Source organism: Arthrobacter sp. MDT2-3 (assembly GCF_059090465.1).
On sequence record NZ_JBNHFS010000001.1, the window covers coordinates 179,380 to 195,337 of the forward strand.

Below are 15,958 nucleotides of genomic sequence, written 5' to 3' on the forward strand. Positions count from 1 at the left end.
TCTAGGCGCGCACAGAGTCCGCCGCCCCGCCCGTGCGCTGACCCGGTGCCGGCTCAGCTGCCGTCCGGACGCCAGAACCGCAGCCCGCCGCTAGTGGCGCCGTCGGCGGCCACATCGACCAGGGCGTACGGGAACGCCCGCCTGTCCGACTGGTCCGGTCCTCGGCCGCGGACGTCCGAACTCCACGTACCGGTGTTGATGTACCGGGCGGAGCCACCCTCGAGCGCCGACTCAAGGGCCCGGTGGGTGTGGGCTGAGACGTACCAGGCCACCCCGGACCCGTGTGTCTCAAGGGTACGTACGAACCGGCCCGCTGCAGCAGGAGCCTTGTCCCCGGAGGTTGTACGTCCGGCGGCCGCAAGAACCATGCGAGTGGCGGTGCGCGGGAGCGCCGACACCGTTCGGAACCTGGACAGGCGCGCCAGGTCCCGAACGGCCACTTCATCGAGCGCGAGCCGCAGTGATTCGGTCTGCAGCAGCTCACCGTACCCGGGCTCCCGGACGCGGCGTTCCGCCCGCTCAGATGCCAGGCAGGCCCGGGCAACGGCCCCGGCGCGGCTCAGGCGCGACCTGGACGGATGAGCGTGCCAGGCTGCGAGAGGTGGCAGGTCCAGCTCGTCAGTGCCATTGACTGCCGCGCGGAGTACCTCGGGAATCCGGTGCAGCGCGTGGTGCTGGTGCCCGTGCTCCGCCACGAGTACGTGGGGCACGTGCAGGAACCACGGGTGCACCCTGACCCGTGTTGTCTCGGCGGGTGACAGGAGAGCGGACAGTCTTGCTGCTACCGCCGGCCGGGCCAGCTCCACGTCGTGGTTGCCGCACACGAAGTGCAGCTGCACTCCGTGCGCTGCACATGCCTGCAGCGCACGGTACGTGTCGGGATGCCGGACCAGGATGGACTCAAGCCGGGCCAGGCTCTCGTCCTCGTCGAACCCTGCCAACTCGAACGTGTCACCGACAAAGACGACGTGCTGCTGCAGACCGGAGGCTGCGAGCACCTCGCGGTGCAGGAAATCGGGCAGCACTGTGCCGGGACGCCGGGGGTCGACGTCGGACACACCCAGGTGCAGGTCGCTGAGGAGCCACCAGCGGGCCGGGCGGCTCACGCGAGCAGTTCCAACACGCGCGGCAGGAAGAAGAGCAGGGACACTATCCACATGACGGCTACGACCCTGCGGCTCACTGTCCTGCCGAGTAGCGTTGGTCGTGTCGTGGGTTGCCCGGCTTCCGGTCCAACGCGTCGGACCTCAAGCCCGACAAGGGTAACGAGCAGGGCGAGGGTGACGACCAGCGCGGCCGTCCCGATTATTGCCGACAGATCGATCATGACACGGCCTCCTGGCGTGCGCGTGCTACGCACGCGAGGATGGTGATGACGCCCATCGCGACAATGCATGCCTGCCACGACCACACAGCGAGGTAGAACATCGCCGTGGACACCGTCGTGAGGGCGGCGAGGCCAAGCGCCAGGACCAGCAACGCGCTGAGCGCGAAGTCGGTAACCGGCGTGAGTCGGGCCAGTGCCTGCCCTGGAAGCACGACGAGGACGGCTATCGCTGCGACCGCCTGCAGCGGTGTCGGAAGCCCGATGAGCGTCACGAGCGACAGCACGACGGCCGCAGCAACGACCACCGCGGTGGGCCGGCTGATGGCGGCGCTCATGGCGTCACCCGGTAAACGCGTGCATCAACGTTGCTGAACACGAGCTCCACACCTTCCTGCGCGGTCAACCACGCTTCCAGTTCATCGAAACTACCCTCGTTGCTGACGCCCCGGACTACGAGGCTCGCTTCCGACGAGCGCGTGAGCAACACGACGGCACCGGCAGCGTTGTCCTTGGCGTTTTTGTAGACGAGCGGTCCGCACGTCGGCGTCGACAAGTCGGACTTGCACATGAAGTCGATCGTCCGGTACCGGTGTTCGAGGTATGCCTCGCTGCGCCACGGCGTCGGGGTGGACGCTGAGATCATCATTGAACCGGGGGGCGCGAGGCGCTGTGCAGCGGCGACGGCGGCGATCTCATTGTCGGTGAAGACGTCATACTGGGCGTTCCCGAACCTGCCTGTCACGGTCATCCCGGCCAACAGGAGGCACGTGAGCGCAAGGCCACCCGCGGCGCGGGAGGAGGGGCGTGTGCTGCCGTCCGCGGGGAGCAGGACTGAGCACGCCTGCAGGGCGATGAAGGGCAGCGCGAACAGCGAGACGCGGATGAGCATCTCCCCGCCGTACAACTGGACGGGGAAGAGCAGCAGCGGGGTGAGGGCAAGGAGGACCACCCGGATGTCGAGACGCCCCCTGCGCCAGTCGCGCACGGCCCCTGCCGTGGCAAGCGCCCACAGCACGAGGGTGAGAAGGACCCGGACCTGCACCACGAGCACGTGGCCCGCAGTTCCGCTCACGCGGTCGACGACATTGGCGTCGATTGCGGCCAGCAGTCCTCCTTCCGCCAGGGGTGGGTTACCGGCGAGGTATGCGCTTGCGGGGTAGACGAGCCAAAGCGCCAGCACGACCCCGATGATCAGGGGCAGCCGGCTGGGCCAGACACGTCCGCTCAAGGTGAGGGCGGTGACGGTAATGAGCACCAGGAACGGCGTCAGTTGATGGCTGGCGCAGATGACCGTGATCAGCAGGAGGGTCACCGCGAGGGCGGTCACCCGGTGCCCCGGCCGGTGCTCGGCGGGTGACCGCCCTCGCCACCACTCCACCAGGTCGGCGCGTCCGAAGCCGAGGAACTTGGGTGTCCGCGCGGCCAGCGGGCCGAGGACCAGCGCGATCACAACGAGGTACAGGAAGAAGCCAAAGGCCTGGGGAGACAGGTAGTCCTGGTCCTGCCAGTTGCCGAGGCAGAAGATCCAGAGCACGAGCCAGCGCCGCCGCGCATCGCGGGTCAGGTAACCCGTCAGGACACTCAGGGCAGCGAGCCATAGACCCATGTTGAGCACCGGCGCCCATAGGGCAACGGTCACCGGGTCCAGACCGGTCGCCTTAAGCACCGTCGCCAGGAGGGCGAAGAAACCCGGCCAGTTGAAGTAGGCATCGATGTCCGGGTTAACCCCTTCGGTGCGCGTGAGTGCGTCCGCAATGCCGAGATGGCGGAACGCGACCTCACCCCGCGGTATGTCCGTCACGAAGGATGCGGTCCCAAAGAGCACGAGGACCAGCACCAGCACCAGCCACAACATAACCGGGCGGCTTGCCGGGCCCGCGGAATCTCCGCGCAGCGCCACTACAAAGGCGACGTTCAGGACCAGAAGCCCCACCCAGAACGGGTAGGGCAGGACGGCGGCGAGCCCCAGATCGCTGTTCACGGGTAGTGCCACCGTGGACGCGGCCCATACGGTAAGCACCAGTGACACTACTCCCGCCAGTGCGCACCCCACGTCACGGGGCTTCCAGCGGGCCTGGATACTGCTGGGTGCATCAATTGTGGTGGTCATCTTGACTCCTTGGTGATGCGCCGGAGAACGGCGACTAACCGTAGGCCGACCGCAACGGCCCCAATGGACAGCACCACCAGCCACGCTTGGGCCATAGCACCGGGGCCTGTTTCGGCGACCCACAGCGCTGAAACGCAGAGGGCGACTCCGATCGTCACGCCGACCACGATCGGCTCCGTGTAGCGGCCGAGAGCCCGGCACACGGCGTTGTAGGCCTGCAGCACCGCGTACGGCAGCAGTCCGGCCGCCAACCACCGCAGCGCGTCAGCGGATGCGTCGGCGTACCGCTCGCCCAGCAGACTAAGCAGCGGGTGAGCGAGGAGGACGAGGACGACTGCGGCCAGGCCTCCTACGGCGAGCGACCAACGAAGACTCGCCCAGGTTGTGGACACCAGGCGGTGCGGGTCGCGGACACCCTCGGAAAACTGGACGATGCCCATCAGCATCGGAGCGGAGTAGGCTGCCCAGGCCATCATCCATGCGGGATACCAGTAGGCAGCGGTCTCCGGTGCCACCGTGTGGGCGAGCAGGAGCGGCAGCACCAGCCCGGGGGCGCGCTCCGTGAGGGTGAGGAGCTGGTACGGGATACCCACCGCCAGCAGTGGACGGCCGCGAGCCGAGCGCAGGGATGGTCGCGGCCGGTAGCCAATCAGTTTTCGCAGCTGGACCACGCCGACGACGCACGCCACCGTATTCCCGAGGGTCCAGCAGGCCATCACCACGTCGGCGGAGGCGCCGTGCGCCTGCCAGGCCACGAGCGCTGCCGCCCCGAGTGAAACCCCGCCGCCCAACGCGTACCGCAAGCTAGCGCTGGCACCGCGGCCCAACGCCACGAGCGCCTGGTCCAGGACGATCACCAGGGTGCCGGTGACGGCAGCCGCAAGGAATGTAAGCCAGAAGAGAACCGAGGCCGACGCCGTGTCCGGCGCCACAGCCGACTGCAGCACGAGGTAGCCGACGGCCAGCACGGTGCCGGCTACCCCCACGATGGCGAACGCCGCATCCAGCACCCGAGCGGGCGGCTCTCCCCGCCCCACGGCAACAATTACGGCCGACCCGGCACCCAGCACTGCGAGCTGCGTGCAGATCATCACTGCCGCAACTGCGGCCATGGTGAGCCCGACTTCACGGTCTGACGTCGCACGCGCCGCCACGACCCAGAAGGCAAAACCCCAGCCAATCTGGGCACCCTTGCCAACGATGAGGCCAAGGGAACTGCGCAAGGCGGAGTGCCGAACGGTTGAGGGGTCCGTGACGGCGGTCCCAACCTCGGCACTCATGACGCGAGACCTTTTCTCAGGCCCGCATAGTTGTACCAGCAGAAAGCGAGGTAGTAGCGCAGCCACCGGGGCTGGCCGGAGGCGAGGCTTAGGGCGCTGCCGCGGACTGCCGCGGCGGCGGGCAGCAGCGCCAACCTCGCACCTCGCCAGCCGTGCTTGCGGATCATCCGTCCCAGTCCTGTTCCGTCCATAAGGAACTGGTCGAGCGCAAAGTCGAAGTCATCCGCCGCGAAGCGGTGTTCGACAACGACCCGTTGTGACACGCCGGTTCGCAGCCCTGCCTGCCGCATCCGCCAACGCAGCTCGATGTCCTCCCCCGACTTGAACTTGTCGTCGAAACCGACACCCAGCATGAGCTCCCGGTCGACGACCGTCGCCACGAGCCCGAACCAGTTGCGGCTGCGGCCGGTGCGGTGGTGGTGTGCGAGCGCCTGCCCCCAGTAGCCGGGTCCGGCGACACTCTCCAGACCGGCCTGGAGTGCGTCGTAGCCGCCTTCGACCAGCTCCGAGAGCAGGTCTGCGACCCCCGTTGGCCCGAACACGACGTCGGAATCAACGAGCAGGACCCAACGGGTGTTGCTGTTCTGCACCCCGAGCGTTCGGGCCCACGGCAGGCCACGGCCCTCGTCACTCAGGATCCTGGCACCGGCCGCGAGGGCGATTTCGACGGTCCTGTCGGTAGAGCATCCGTCCACCAGGATGATCTCGGCGACGCCGGACTGGCGCAGGGCTTCCAGGCAGCGCGGGAGCATGAGCTCCGCGTTGCGGGCCGGAACAACCGCGGTGATCTCGGAAGGGCTTGGACCCACTCTGTCCACCCCCTCAGATCTGCTCGTCGAGGACCGACGGCAGCAGCTCCTCGAGATACCGGACGATGTCGTCCGACGCCTCGTCCGCGCTGTACGCGGCAGGCACCTGCAGCAGGTGGCAGGGCCGCCCGTCGAGGGCTTTGCTCAGCACTACCCCTTTCGCGGCGAAGTGCTCACGCCATGGGACGACGGACGTGGCGGCCAGGCCTGTCACCACATGCTGCGAGAAGCCAGCCATCTCGATGTGGAAGTTGCCGAGCATCCGGTCCACCATCCAATCGGTTGTCCGCTCGACAATCCGGGACCGGGAGCCCTCGTAGCGCTCAATGTAGATGGCCGCCGCGAGCGGGGCCGTGGTGGTCACTTCGCGACCCGGAAACGCCTTCGCAGCATCAACCATGCGGTGCTCCGGCGACCACCGCCGGGAGAAGTCCGCGAGGCGCGGGTAACGGATGACGTAGGGATGCACCACCGTGGTGAGGCGGCCGACGCTCTTCGAGAGCTGCGGCGGGACGAGGGGCTTCCGGACACCTTCAAACAGGTGCGGGTAGATGGCCCGGTGGTGCGGCTTGATGAACATCGGCTTCGCGTAACCGAGCAACGTGGCGTCCTCGGCGAGGAAGGCCCAGTCATCACCCATGAACGACCACCCTTCGCGCCGCATCAGCTTGGCGGCGGTGCTCGTCTTACCGGTCCCCCCGGCGGCCGGAAGCGCGATCGCGTGCCCCCGGTACGCCATGGTTGCCGCGTGGATCATCCCCGCTCCTCGAGCGACCATGGCGGCATCCAGAACAGGGACCACGGAGGTCAACAGCTCGCCCGGGCCGTGGATGCGCCACTGGTTTCCGTCCCTCACGACCTGGAGCCGCTCGGCCTGGAAGCGCACGCTGTTTTCCGTGTACGCGAGCTCGTGCTCAAGCAGACCGGCATCCGGCATTGGCTCCAGTTGGTCATCCACCGTGATATCGGCCGGCCGTTCGGTGTCGGTAGCGAAACACGCCAACATGCTTCGGAGCTGCGGCGCTGACGGCGCCGCTGCGTCAACGCGGAGCGTGATGCGGCCATGGATGTCGAAGTGCAGTGCCTTGGTGTTGGTTTCGGTCTGCTTGTGCATTGTTTGTCCCCTGTTTTAGTGGTGCCTGTTAGATGGTGTTGCTGGTAGATGTGTCGGACGGATGGTTGCTCGTGTGGACGGGTGTCGGTCGTGTCGACGGCGTCCGGCTAGTTCGCCAGCGTGAGTACCAGCTTGGGTGCGTATATGCCACTGCTGGCCTCCTTGGAATTAAGGTCCACGCCGTCGCTGCTGCTGGAGTCCATACCAAGAGAGAGTTCCTGGCCGAGCTCACCCATCAAGGCGTTGGCGTTCAGTGAAACGTTGTAGTTGGTGTTGGTTGCTGTTGGCCCGAGCGTGCCGAGAATGCTGGTGCCGAGCGCGGGCTTGTTGCTGTAGGTGATGCCGGTCTCGGTCCAGCTGTCAATAGCAACCAGCTTGACGTTCTGCGTACCCGTGGACCCGCTCCCGGCGCTGCGCAGCTGCAACACTGCGCCCTGCAACGTTCTGCCTGCATAAGCCTGCAGGTTGAACTTCAAGTACGTGATCTCCTCGGTGCTGGCGTCTACGCCCAGCATGGTACTGGTGCCATTGTTCACTGTCACCGCCCCTGCCGAGACGTAGCTGTCAGCGGTGGCAGTGAGCGTGACGGTCGTCGACGTGCCGCCGGCGGAACTGACGCTCCAGGTCCGCGTCGCTGGTGTGACATCGGTGTTACCGGTTGCGTCGATGGCCCGGACGCTGAATGTGTGGGCTCCGACCGACAACCCTGTGTAATCCCGGGGCGAGGTGCACGCCACGTACGCTGCACTATCCAGGCTGCACTGGAACGTCGAACCAGCCTCAGTCGAGGTGAATCCAAAGGAGGCGCTGGTCGACGTCGACGTCGATGCCTCAGATGGTCCCGACGTGATCGTTGTATCCGGAGGTGTCGTATCACCGCCGCCGGAGCTGACGCTCCAGGTCTGGGTCGCTGGTGTCGTGTCGGCGTTGCCGGCTGCGTCCGTGGCCCAGACGTTGAACGTGTGGGATCCGACCGACAGCCCGGTGTAGTTCTGGGGCGAGGTGCACGCCGCACGGGCAGCACCATCCAGGCTGCACTGGAACGTCGAATTCGCTTCACTCGAGGTGAATGTAAAAGAGGCACTGGTCGACGTCGATGTCGCAGGTGGTCCCGACGAGATCGTCGTATTCGGAGCCGTCGTGTCACCACCACCGCCGCCGCCCTTGGGGTCGTAGAAGTGCCAGTACCTGCTGGTGGCGTTCACATCCGCGAGCAACAGCAAACCGCTGTTGGCCGTGCCCGTCGAATTGTTGAGGTTCTGCTTCGTCGACGTCGCGTTGTGGACATACTGGTCGGCGTCCACAATGCGGGCCGTCTTCGCAGTGGTGAAGCTGATGTTGTTCAGCGGCGTGGATTTTTCGTAGATCGCGCCTCCCGAGCTGGTGCAGACACCGGCGTTCGTGATGCCCGTGCCACTCGTCTTCGGATAGGTAGCGAAGGTACGCAACATCTGCGTGCTCTCATCAATCAGGACAACCACCCGGTTCGGGCACTCGGCCACAGTCGCGATCGTGTGCGCCGACCAGGCCGACGTCGTAGCGTTCAATGCCAACAGCTGGATCAGCGGCTGGGACGACGACGTGAAGGACGTCTTGATAGCGGCGAAAACCCTTCCGCCCGAGGAGTCCAGCCACTTCAGGTTCATGTGGTCGTCACCGCTGCGCTGGCCCGATACTGCCGCTACCGGGGTGGTCCAGGCGTTGCTCGCTGCTCCGTCGACGTGGTAGCTCCAGTACATGCCGTCCGTGGAGTCACCCACTTGCCGGCTCCACATCACGCCCATCTTGTTCCCACCGAACGCGATCACAGCCGAGGTGTCGTCCACAGACACGTTGCTCAATGACGCAGGATGCGTGAACGGCGTCCCCCACGTCGTGCCGTCCGTGCCAGTGACGTTCAGATAAATCCGGTTCCCCTGCTGCCACGTGGCCCACAGCCGACCAGTCGAGTCCTTATCGATGGTCAGGGCCTCGACGCGGTGGTTGTTGATGTTGGCAGAACCCAGCAGCCTGTACGTCTTTGCAGCCGAGTCGTAGCTGTAACGCCGCATTGTCGTAGGGTAGTTGGGCTCAGCGGGCACGCCGTCGTTGACGAACCGATAGCTGGCCACATACAACGTCTTCCCGTCCCACAGCACGTCATGGTGGGTGTTAGCCCGCGTATCCGTCGCCACACGTGTATCAACCCACGTGTTCGTCGCGGCGTTGAAGCGGAAGATATGGAAATCCGAGCTGGCCGTGTCCCACAGGTTCCCCCACCAGGACCCGTCATTGAACCACAGCCCACTCGTTGACCGCTTCGTGCCCGTCGGCGTCCCCGTCCCGGTATGCGACGGGCCCTCGACCCCAACATCACCCGTGGCAGCCGATGCCGCAGGCACCATCACAACAACACCCACGGCAAGCAGCACTGCCGTCAGCAGTGCTGCCAGCAGTGAGTGTGGCCGCAGCTTCCGCGACCCGTGTGAACGGAGACCATCTCCGGCGACGAAACCGCGCGGAGCTGTACCCTCGCGCGCAATCTGGTTATTCATGTTCATTCCCCGACCTTTTCAAACTGAAAACTTCTGACAGTGCCGCTCCACCGTGCCCCCGGCCGGTCCGGCAATCGATCACTCTCCATACCCGGAATCAGCTCCGGGGACCGCGGCGTCGGCGGCCCGTAGCAGCTCCTTCGTACGTTTACTCACTGGACTTCCCGCCAGGCAGCATCCACGGGAGCTGTGCTCCCCGGAAGCGGCGGGACGTGGGCCAAGCGCCGGCCTCGCACATAACCTGCGGCTGTGACGGCCAAAACCGAAACCACCGCCCCTGCCCGCCCAAGTCCTCCCCGGTCGCGGTTTCTGCTCCAGTCGTAAATTCCGGAAACAACGGCGCGTGGCAGGACGCTGCGGACATAGCGGCGTTCGGGGCCCAATGCCCGTTTGTGGCCTACGACCTGGCTGACCTGGGCCTTGGATATCCCTTCGGACCAGGACCTGGCCAACATGTAGCGGAACGTTCCCCTCTGGGCCGGAACGTGATGGTGTACCAGGGCGGCGGGTTCGTACACGATGCGTGACCCCGGTGTGCCCATCCTCGAACGTATGCAGATCTCCGTCTCTTCACAGCCGAGGGGCTTTGTCCCTTGGCGTCCAAGGTCCAAATTGAAGCCGCCGACCTGACGGAGCACTTCCAGCCGGAAGGACATATTCGCACCGATGACGTTCCTGACCTCGGAGGCCACCTTGGGCAATCCCCTGTAGCTGCAGCCGACGATCCAGTCCAGCTCCTCGCCGAAGTAGGAGGGACGGCCGGCTTCCCAGACCGGTTCAACGCGACCGCCCACAGCCAGTACATCGGGATCGTCGTAGTAGGTGATCAGCCGTTCCAGCCAATCGGGAGCCGCCTCGGCGTCGTCATCGAGGAAGGCCACGACATCGGAGGTACAGAGGCCCACTCCCGTGTTCCTGGCCCCGGAGAGCCCCGGGGCACCGCTGCTCTCCACAAGCCTCACGTCATCAACAGTGGCGATGAGGCGCTTATAGAGATCCTGGTTGTGGTCGACAACCACAAAGACCTCGTGTGGGACAACGGTCTGGGCACGGACGGAACCAATGACGTCCAGCAACCTGTCCCAGCGTGCCATCGTGTAGCAGCAAATGACCACGGAAACGGTGGGAGGTTCAGTATGTGTGCGCATTTCAAAGTCCTTGAACTACGGAAAGAAGGCTCTGGGGATCAGTAGGTGTACGTGGAAACCTGACGTTTTCGTATGCATACTTCACTCGCCGGAGGGCCTCGGGGCGGGCTCCGGCAGTCGGCGCTTCCCAAAGCATGCATTCGCGTGCGAGCGTCCCCAGGACCCGCCACCCGTCACGGAACGTCTGCAGATTCGAGGCTCCGGAAATGCGGTCGAGCTCAATGCTGGGTACCTCGGCAATGCGAAGGCCCGCCCTGGCTGCGCGGACAATCAGCTCGGTCTCAATCTCGAACCCGTCTGATTCCAGCTGTAGAACCTCCAGGCATTCCTTGCGGAAGGCTATATATCCGTAACAGAGGTCGGAGTAGTTGCTGCGCAATACAGTATTGGCCATCCACGTAAACGCGCGGTTGCCGGCGCTCCGCAGCCAGGTCAGGTCTTCGGATCCGCCTCCCGTGACGTAACGGGACCCTTTCACGAAGTCGTAGTCGTGCTGGAGCGGGGAGACAAACCACCCGATCTCCTGGGGGTCCATGCTTCCGTCAGCGTCCAGCATGACGATGATGTCTCCAGAGGCTGCAGCGAACCCTGCCCGGAGTGCGACGCCCTTGCCCTTGCGCTGCTCGTCCACCACAACAACGTCGACGCGCAGTGCACGGGCAACGTCGACGGTGTGATCGTGGGAACGCCCATCCACGATCACAACCTCGTCCACGTAGGAGGGCATGCGGCGAATGACCCAGGGAAGGTTCATTGCTTCATTCAGGGTTGGAATAACCACGCTGACTGACGCTCTTGGTGACGAGATAGTCGGCTCGGACAAGGAGACTGGGAGCTGGGTGGAAATAGACAAATGCATCACCACTTCATGACAATTACCGAATAGGAGACAACGTCGCTCTTATGAATGCGCGACACTAGCGCTTGTCGGTCTCGGTCTAGTCTGTGGCCCCAGCTCTTCAGCCGTTGACTCTGCCCGTGTCAAAAGAGCCTACGGTCCGCCCCTGGGGGTGTCACGAGTAGCCTGTACTCCCTTTTCGCCGCAGAATCCCCTGGCCCTACGTAAGTAGCGGGGTTACTGTGCAGGCAAGTACTTAGGTATAGGGTTATCGCCCCATCCGATGATTAGGTATAGGGGGTTTCACGCGTTCCGGGGAAATAGGTACAGGGGTTGTATTGCGAAGTATTTGGCGCCGGTCTATTGTTTTGCATTTTGGGTCTACGGCTCGCTGAACTCCAGGCGTATCGTTCAATTCCCCAGTAGGAACAGCGATGAATACGAAAGCTACGTCCGCTGGCTTACCTGCGGGGAGAACCGGTTACGCTGACCCGTTAGCCGCCGTCCGGAAGAACAGCTCCGTCACGGCTGCCAGACGCCGCGGGTCCTCCACCCCGCACAGCTCCCTGGCAGAATGCATGGAAAGCAACGGAACACCCACGTCCACCGTCCTGATCCCAAGGCGCGTCGCAGTCAGCGGACCAATGGTGGAGCCGCAGGGGATCGCGTTGTTTGAAACAAACTCCTGGTACGGCACCCCGGCTTCACCGGAAAGCCGGGCCCAAAAAGCTGCCCCGTTGGCGTCCGTGGCATAGCGCTGGTTGGCGTTGATCTTCAGCAGCGGGCCGCCGTTGAGTACAGGGCGGTTGGCGGGGTCGTGCCGCTCGGCGTAGTTGGGGTGGACAGCGTGCCCGGCGTCGGCGGAAACACAGAACGACGCCGCCAGCGCCTGCCGCCGTTGGCTCACCGTGGCACCGAGGCCGTCCGAGATGCGCACCAGCACATCCTCGAGGATGGGCCCGCAGGCCCCGGAGCGGGAGTTGGAGCCAATCTCCTCGTGATCGAAGGCGGCAAGTACGGCGATCGGCCCGCCGGCGGCGCCACCACCAACAGATGAAGCATGCGCAATCAGCGCCACCAGCCCTGCGTGGGTGGCCGAAAGGTTATCCAGGCGCCCGGACGCGAAGAACTCCCCGTTGCCCCCGAAAACCGCAGGTGCCTGTGTGTCTGCAATGACGACGTCGTACCCGCCAATCCGGGCAGGGTCCACGGAAGCGCCGGGAACATGGGAAGCCAGCACCGCAAGCAGGTCAGAATCCCCGGCGTTGCCGAGCCCCCATACAGGATTCATGTGCCGTTGCTTGTCCAGTGTGAGGCCATCGTTCACGGTGCGGTCCAGGTGGATGGCCAGCTGCGGGAACCGGAGCATGGGGCCGGTGGCCGTGAGGTGCTCGGTACCGTCCAGCATGACCAGCCGCCCGGCCAGCTGCAGCTCACGGTCCAGCCAGGAGTTCAGCAGCGGCCCCCCGTACACCTCTACGCCTGCCTGCAGCCAGCCGTGCGCACCGATGGTGGGCTTGGGCTTGAGCTTGAAGGAGGGGGAGTCAGTGTGCGCCCCCAGGATGTTGAATCCGGTGGTGGGTCCGGCGCCCCCGGGGACCACCCAGGCGATCAGCGCGCCGTCGCGGATGATGAAGAATGAACCGGCGCCGCCCTCCCAGGGCTCCAACTCATCCAGCCGGACAAACCCGGCGTCCAGCAGCCGGCGGCCGGCTTCGTGCACGGCATGGAAGCTCGACGGCGATGCGCTGACGTAGTCGCCAAGGTCCTGGATGTGGTCTGCAGCGGAGGATGAAGAAGGCATGCTCCCGAGTCTAGAGGGTGACGTTCAGCCCCGCCGTGTAGCCTGCCGCAGCTGATCCGGTCATGGTGGCGAGCTGATAGATGCCGCCGTCGTTCCTGAACACACTGTCCGACTGCAGCGTGGTGCGGCCCATATTCCGCCTGCTCGTCTCGTAGCCCGGAGAGGCGTAAACGTCGTCGCAGGACGCCTTGGTGAGCGCAATCTGCGAAACGGCCAGCACCTGCCCTGCCGCCGTCGCATTGTTCATGGACTCGAACACCTCGAAGTGGATGTGCGGCCAGCGTCCGGAATAGGCGCCGGGGAAAATCGACGTGAAGGTGGCCCGGCCGTTTGCGTCCGCTTCCTGGACGCCGCGCAGATAGTTCTCGTTGGCTAGTTCCGGGTCGTACATTGAATACCTGCCTTCCCGGTCGCAGTGCCACGCATAGACGGCCGCGCCGGCCAGCGGGACGCACCCGTTCGCGTTGTCCAGCAGTGTCAGGGTGAAGGTCAGCGGTACCCCCTCGGCCCTGGCGGTCCCGGTCCCGAAGCTGGACGCGATGTCCCGCCGCACTACGCCCGAGGCTTCCAGCAGGTTGGGCCCGTTCGAGCCGTCAGCCGGAAATGGCCCGGAGGTTTCCCGCGGAATTTCAACGCCGCACTCGGCAATGGCCCGGGTCAGGGTTGATGACGGCGACGCTGGTGCAGCAGCGCCGCCCGCAGCAGCAGTTGCCGGGCCGGCGGACGACGTCGAAGGACTGGCGTTGGGCGTCGGCCCGCCAGGAGTGCAGGCAGCCAAGGCAGCGGCGGCACCGCCCGCGCCGAGGATCATACCCAGTGACCGGCGGCTCATGATGGTCGAAAGGTCGAATTCGAGGCCGCGGTCGTGGTTCGGGTGGGGGAGGCGATTGCTCATGGAACCATCCAACCGCCCTGCCCATAGCCTGCATAGGGTTTCCTGGGGGACGCGTGCGTCAGTAGTCCGGGTTGCTGGGAACCACCAACCCGGTTTCGTACGCATAGACCACTGCTTGGACGCGGTCGCGGAGGTGGAGCTTGGTGAGGATGCGCCGGACGTGCGTCTTAACCGTGGCCTCTGACAGGAAGTACCGGTGGGCGATCTCCGCATTGGAGAGGCCCTCGGCCATTGCCTGCAGCATTTCCGTCTCCCTGGGCGTCAGGTCGGCCAGGAGCGGATCGGGCGCAGGAGCCGCCGGTGCGGGCTTGGCGGCACCGCGGACATAGGTCTCCAGCAACCGCTGGGTGATCCTGGGCGCCACGACGGCGTCACCGCTGGCCACCAGCCGTACGGCGTTGATCAGTTCCGACGGCGCGGCGTCCTTCAGCAGGAACGCGGACGCGCCTGCCTGGAGGCCCGCGAAGGCATACTCGTCCACATCGAAGGTGGTCAGGATGATGATCCTGGCGCAGGCCCCGGATTCCGTGATGGCACGCGTCGCCTCGATGCCGTCCAGCAAGGGCATCCGCACGTCCATCAGTACCACATCGGGGTTCAGTTCCCGGACCTGGCGGACGGCCTCGGAACCGTTTGACGCTTCGCCCACGATCCGCAGGTCATCCTCGCCCTCGAGGATGAGCCGGAAGCCCATGCGAAGCAGCGGCTGGTCATCCACCAGCAGGACGGTTACGGCCGGATTATTGGTCATGCTTTGCCTTGGAGTTCGTAGGGACGGAGGGATTCGGAAACATCATCGCCAGGCCAGGTAAGAACGGCGTGCACCCGCCAGCCCCGTCCGCTGCGGCCGGCCTCTACTGTGCCGGCGTAGATCCGGGCCCGCTCAGCCATTCCCGTGATTCCCTGGCCGGTGCCGTAGGAGCCGTGCCCCGGGGCGGGGGCCGCGCCGTCGCCAGGGGCGGGCCGCCCTGGAAGTCCTGCCCCGTCGTCGAGCACGTCAATGGTGACCGTTGAACCCGTGCGGATAATCGCGACGTCTACCCGTCCCAGCGAACGGCCGTAACGGAGCACATTTGTCAGTGATTCCTGGACAATCCGGTAGACGGTGAGCTGGAAGGAGGCGTCGTCGGGCAGCGCCGGCCCGGTGTGGGAGTAGTGCAGGGGCAAGCCCGCGGTGCGGAACCCCTCCAGCAGCTTGGACAGGGTGTCTCCCGAAGCGAGCGGCAGCGGGGCCGCTGCTCCCGCATCGTCGCGGAGGACACCCAGGACCCGCCGCATGTCGGCGAGGGCCGTCCGGCCTGTCCGGGACAGTTCACCCAGCACCTCGCTGGCGCGCTCGGGACTTTTCCGGACCACGACGGCGGCGCCGTCCGACAGACTGATCATCACCGTCAGCGAGTGGGCCACGACGTCGTGCATCTCCCGGGCGATGCGGTTTCGTTCGTTCACCGACGCCAGCCGGGCGGTCCGCGCTGCCCACGCGGCAACTTCCAGTTCGTGTTCCCGCCCCTGCCGGACGGAGATGCCAATGCCTGTGGCGATGAAATTGGACAGCGTGATGGTCGCCCCGGTGGCGATGCTGGTCAGCAGGTGGAAGTCGCCGGGGTTGACTCCGGTGTCGTGGACGAAGGAGTTCTCCATCGGCCCGACGGCGGCCAGCAGGTAAAGGAGGGCCAGCGGCGCCGTGGCCACCGCCATGGTGATGAGCGCAAAGCGGCGGGTGTGGGCCACTGCCACGCCATACAGCGAGAACCAGAGGCCAGCCGACACATTGGAGCCCCACGGGTGCAGCAGCGTCACGGCCACCTCCGCCACTGCCACAAAGGCAACAAGGCCCACCGGGTGGAAACGGCGGAGGAACAACGCACCGGCCACCGCCACCAGCAGGGCGATGGCGGGCCAGTTGCCGGACCGGACGGCGTCCGCAACTGTGGGCGCCACCAGCAGGCTGTAGCTGGCGGCCACCACGGCGTCCATCACAAGGGGGTGCCGGTGCAGGTAACGGCGGATGCGCCCCCGGCGCCTGGCCGTGAGCTCGGCAAAGGACGCGTCGGCCTGTCCGGCCGGCGCGTCCCTTCCTTCTGCCGTTTCGGTCATGG

14 protein-coding genes are annotated in these 15,958 nt (G+C 65.6%); all 14 read right to left on the minus strand.

Annotated features, from left to right (window positions below):
- Positions 1-53: 53 nt before the first annotated feature.
- Positions 54-1,106: a hypothetical protein gene (locus AC5RUQ_RS00870; protein ID WP_493945537.1), complete on the minus strand. Its 1,053-nt coding sequence runs from the start codon at positions 1,104-1,106 to the stop codon at positions 54-56.
- A complete protein-coding gene (locus AC5RUQ_RS00875; RefSeq protein WP_493945538.1) occupies positions 1,103-1,327 on the minus strand; it encodes a hypothetical protein in 225 nt (74 codons plus the stop codon). The genes AC5RUQ_RS00870 and AC5RUQ_RS00875 overlap by 4 nt, the downstream gene beginning before the upstream one ends.
- The gene (locus tag AC5RUQ_RS00880) at positions 1,324-1,632 is read right to left on the minus strand and encodes a hypothetical protein (RefSeq protein ID WP_493945540.1); all 309 of its coding nucleotides are present in this window, start codon (positions 1,630-1,632) and stop codon (positions 1,324-1,326) included. The genes AC5RUQ_RS00875 and AC5RUQ_RS00880 overlap by 4 nt, the downstream gene beginning before the upstream one ends.
- A gap of 26 nt (positions 1,633-1,658) precedes the next feature.
- On the minus strand, positions 1,659-3,437 hold the full coding sequence (locus tag AC5RUQ_RS00885) for a glycosyltransferase (protein WP_493945541.1): 1,779 nt from the start codon (positions 3,435-3,437) through the stop codon (positions 1,659-1,661).
- Positions 3,434-4,717 carry a lipopolysaccharide biosynthesis protein gene (locus tag AC5RUQ_RS00890; RefSeq protein ID WP_493945542.1) on the minus strand — a complete coding sequence of 428 codons (1,284 nt, stop codon included), beginning with the start codon at positions 4,715-4,717 and terminating at the stop codon, positions 3,434-3,436. The genes AC5RUQ_RS00885 and AC5RUQ_RS00890 overlap by 4 nt, the downstream gene beginning before the upstream one ends.
- Complete coding sequence (locus AC5RUQ_RS00895) at positions 4,714-5,526, minus strand: glycosyltransferase (RefSeq protein ID WP_493945543.1); 813 nt, start codon at positions 5,524-5,526, stop codon at positions 4,714-4,716. Before AC5RUQ_RS00895 ends, AC5RUQ_RS00890 begins: the two co-directional genes overlap by 4 nt.
- 13 nt (positions 5,527-5,539) lie before the next feature.
- Positions 5,540-6,640 carry a hypothetical protein gene (locus tag AC5RUQ_RS00900; RefSeq protein WP_493945544.1) on the minus strand — a complete coding sequence of 367 codons (1,101 nt, stop codon included), beginning with the start codon at positions 6,638-6,640 and terminating at the stop codon, positions 5,540-5,542.
- Between the two features lie 107 nt (positions 6,641-6,747).
- Positions 6,748-9,024, minus strand: a complete 2,277-nt coding sequence (locus AC5RUQ_RS00905; RefSeq protein WP_493946370.1) for a CBM96 family carbohydrate-binding protein — start codon at positions 9,022-9,024, stop codon at positions 6,748-6,750.
- A gap of 302 nt (positions 9,025-9,326) precedes the next feature.
- Positions 9,327-10,322 carry a glycosyltransferase gene (locus tag AC5RUQ_RS00910; RefSeq protein WP_493945545.1) on the minus strand — a complete coding sequence of 332 codons (996 nt, stop codon included), beginning with the start codon at positions 10,320-10,322 and terminating at the stop codon, positions 9,327-9,329.
- A 1-nt stretch (position 10,323) separates the two neighbouring features.
- A complete protein-coding gene (locus AC5RUQ_RS00915; RefSeq protein ID WP_256247218.1) occupies positions 10,324-11,181 on the minus strand; it encodes a glycosyltransferase family 2 protein in 858 nt (285 codons plus the stop codon).
- 460 nt (positions 11,182-11,641) lie between these two features.
- Positions 11,642-12,964 carry a M18 family aminopeptidase gene (locus tag AC5RUQ_RS00920; RefSeq protein WP_493945546.1) on the minus strand — a complete coding sequence of 441 codons (1,323 nt, stop codon included), beginning with the start codon at positions 12,962-12,964 and terminating at the stop codon, positions 11,642-11,644.
- 10 nt (positions 12,965-12,974) lie between these two features.
- Complete coding sequence (locus AC5RUQ_RS00925) at positions 12,975-13,859, minus strand: intradiol ring-cleavage dioxygenase (protein ID WP_493945547.1); 885 nt, start codon at positions 13,857-13,859, stop codon at positions 12,975-12,977.
- 58 nt (positions 13,860-13,917) lie between these two features.
- A complete protein-coding gene (locus tag AC5RUQ_RS00930) occupies positions 13,918-14,610 on the minus strand; it encodes a response regulator (RefSeq protein ID WP_493945548.1) in 693 nt (230 codons plus the stop codon).
- Positions 14,607-15,956 carry a sensor histidine kinase gene (locus AC5RUQ_RS00935; RefSeq protein ID WP_493945549.1) on the minus strand — a complete coding sequence of 450 codons (1,350 nt, stop codon included), beginning with the start codon at positions 15,954-15,956 and terminating at the stop codon, positions 14,607-14,609. The genes AC5RUQ_RS00930 and AC5RUQ_RS00935 overlap by 4 nt, the downstream gene beginning before the upstream one ends.
- Positions 15,957-15,958 lie beyond the last annotated feature (2 nt).

Excerpts from the sequence above, each read along its gene's own strand:
- AC5RUQ_RS00935 (WP_493945549.1), bottom strand. The coding sequence starts at position 15,956 with ATGACCGAAACGGCAGAAGGAAGGGACGCGCCGGCCGGACAGGCCGAC.
- AC5RUQ_RS00930 (WP_493945548.1), bottom strand. The coding sequence starts at position 14,610 with ATGACCAATAATCCGGCCGTAACCGTCCTGCTGGTGGATGACCAGCCG.
- AC5RUQ_RS00885 (WP_493945541.1), bottom strand. The coding sequence starts at position 3,437 with ATGACCACCACAATTGATGCACCCAGCAGTATCCAGGCCCGCTGGAAG.
- AC5RUQ_RS00920 (WP_493945546.1), bottom strand. The coding sequence starts at position 12,964 with ATGCCTTCTTCATCCTCCGCTGCAGACCACATCCAGGACCTTGGCGAC.
- AC5RUQ_RS00900 (WP_493945544.1), bottom strand. The coding sequence starts at position 6,640 with ATGCACAAGCAGACCGAAACCAACACCAAGGCACTGCACTTCGACATC.
- AC5RUQ_RS00875 (WP_493945538.1), bottom strand. The coding sequence starts at position 1,327 with ATGATCGATCTGTCGGCAATAATCGGGACGGCCGCGCTGGTCGTCACC.
- AC5RUQ_RS00905 (WP_493946370.1), bottom strand. The coding sequence starts at position 9,024 with ATGGTGCCTGCGGCATCGGCTGCCACGGGTGATGTTGGGGTCGAGGGC.
- AC5RUQ_RS00915 (WP_256247218.1), bottom strand. The coding sequence starts at position 11,181 with ATGCATTTGTCTATTTCCACCCAGCTCCCAGTCTCCTTGTCCGAGCCG.
- AC5RUQ_RS00910 (WP_493945545.1), bottom strand. The coding sequence starts at position 10,322 with ATGCGCACACATACTGAACCTCCCACCGTTTCCGTGGTCATTTGCTGC.
- AC5RUQ_RS00890 (WP_493945542.1), bottom strand. The coding sequence starts at position 4,717 with ATGAGTGCCGAGGTTGGGACCGCCGTCACGGACCCCTCAACCGTTCGG.
- AC5RUQ_RS00925 (WP_493945547.1), bottom strand. The coding sequence starts at position 13,859 with ATGAGCAATCGCCTCCCCCACCCGAACCACGACCGCGGCCTCGAATTC.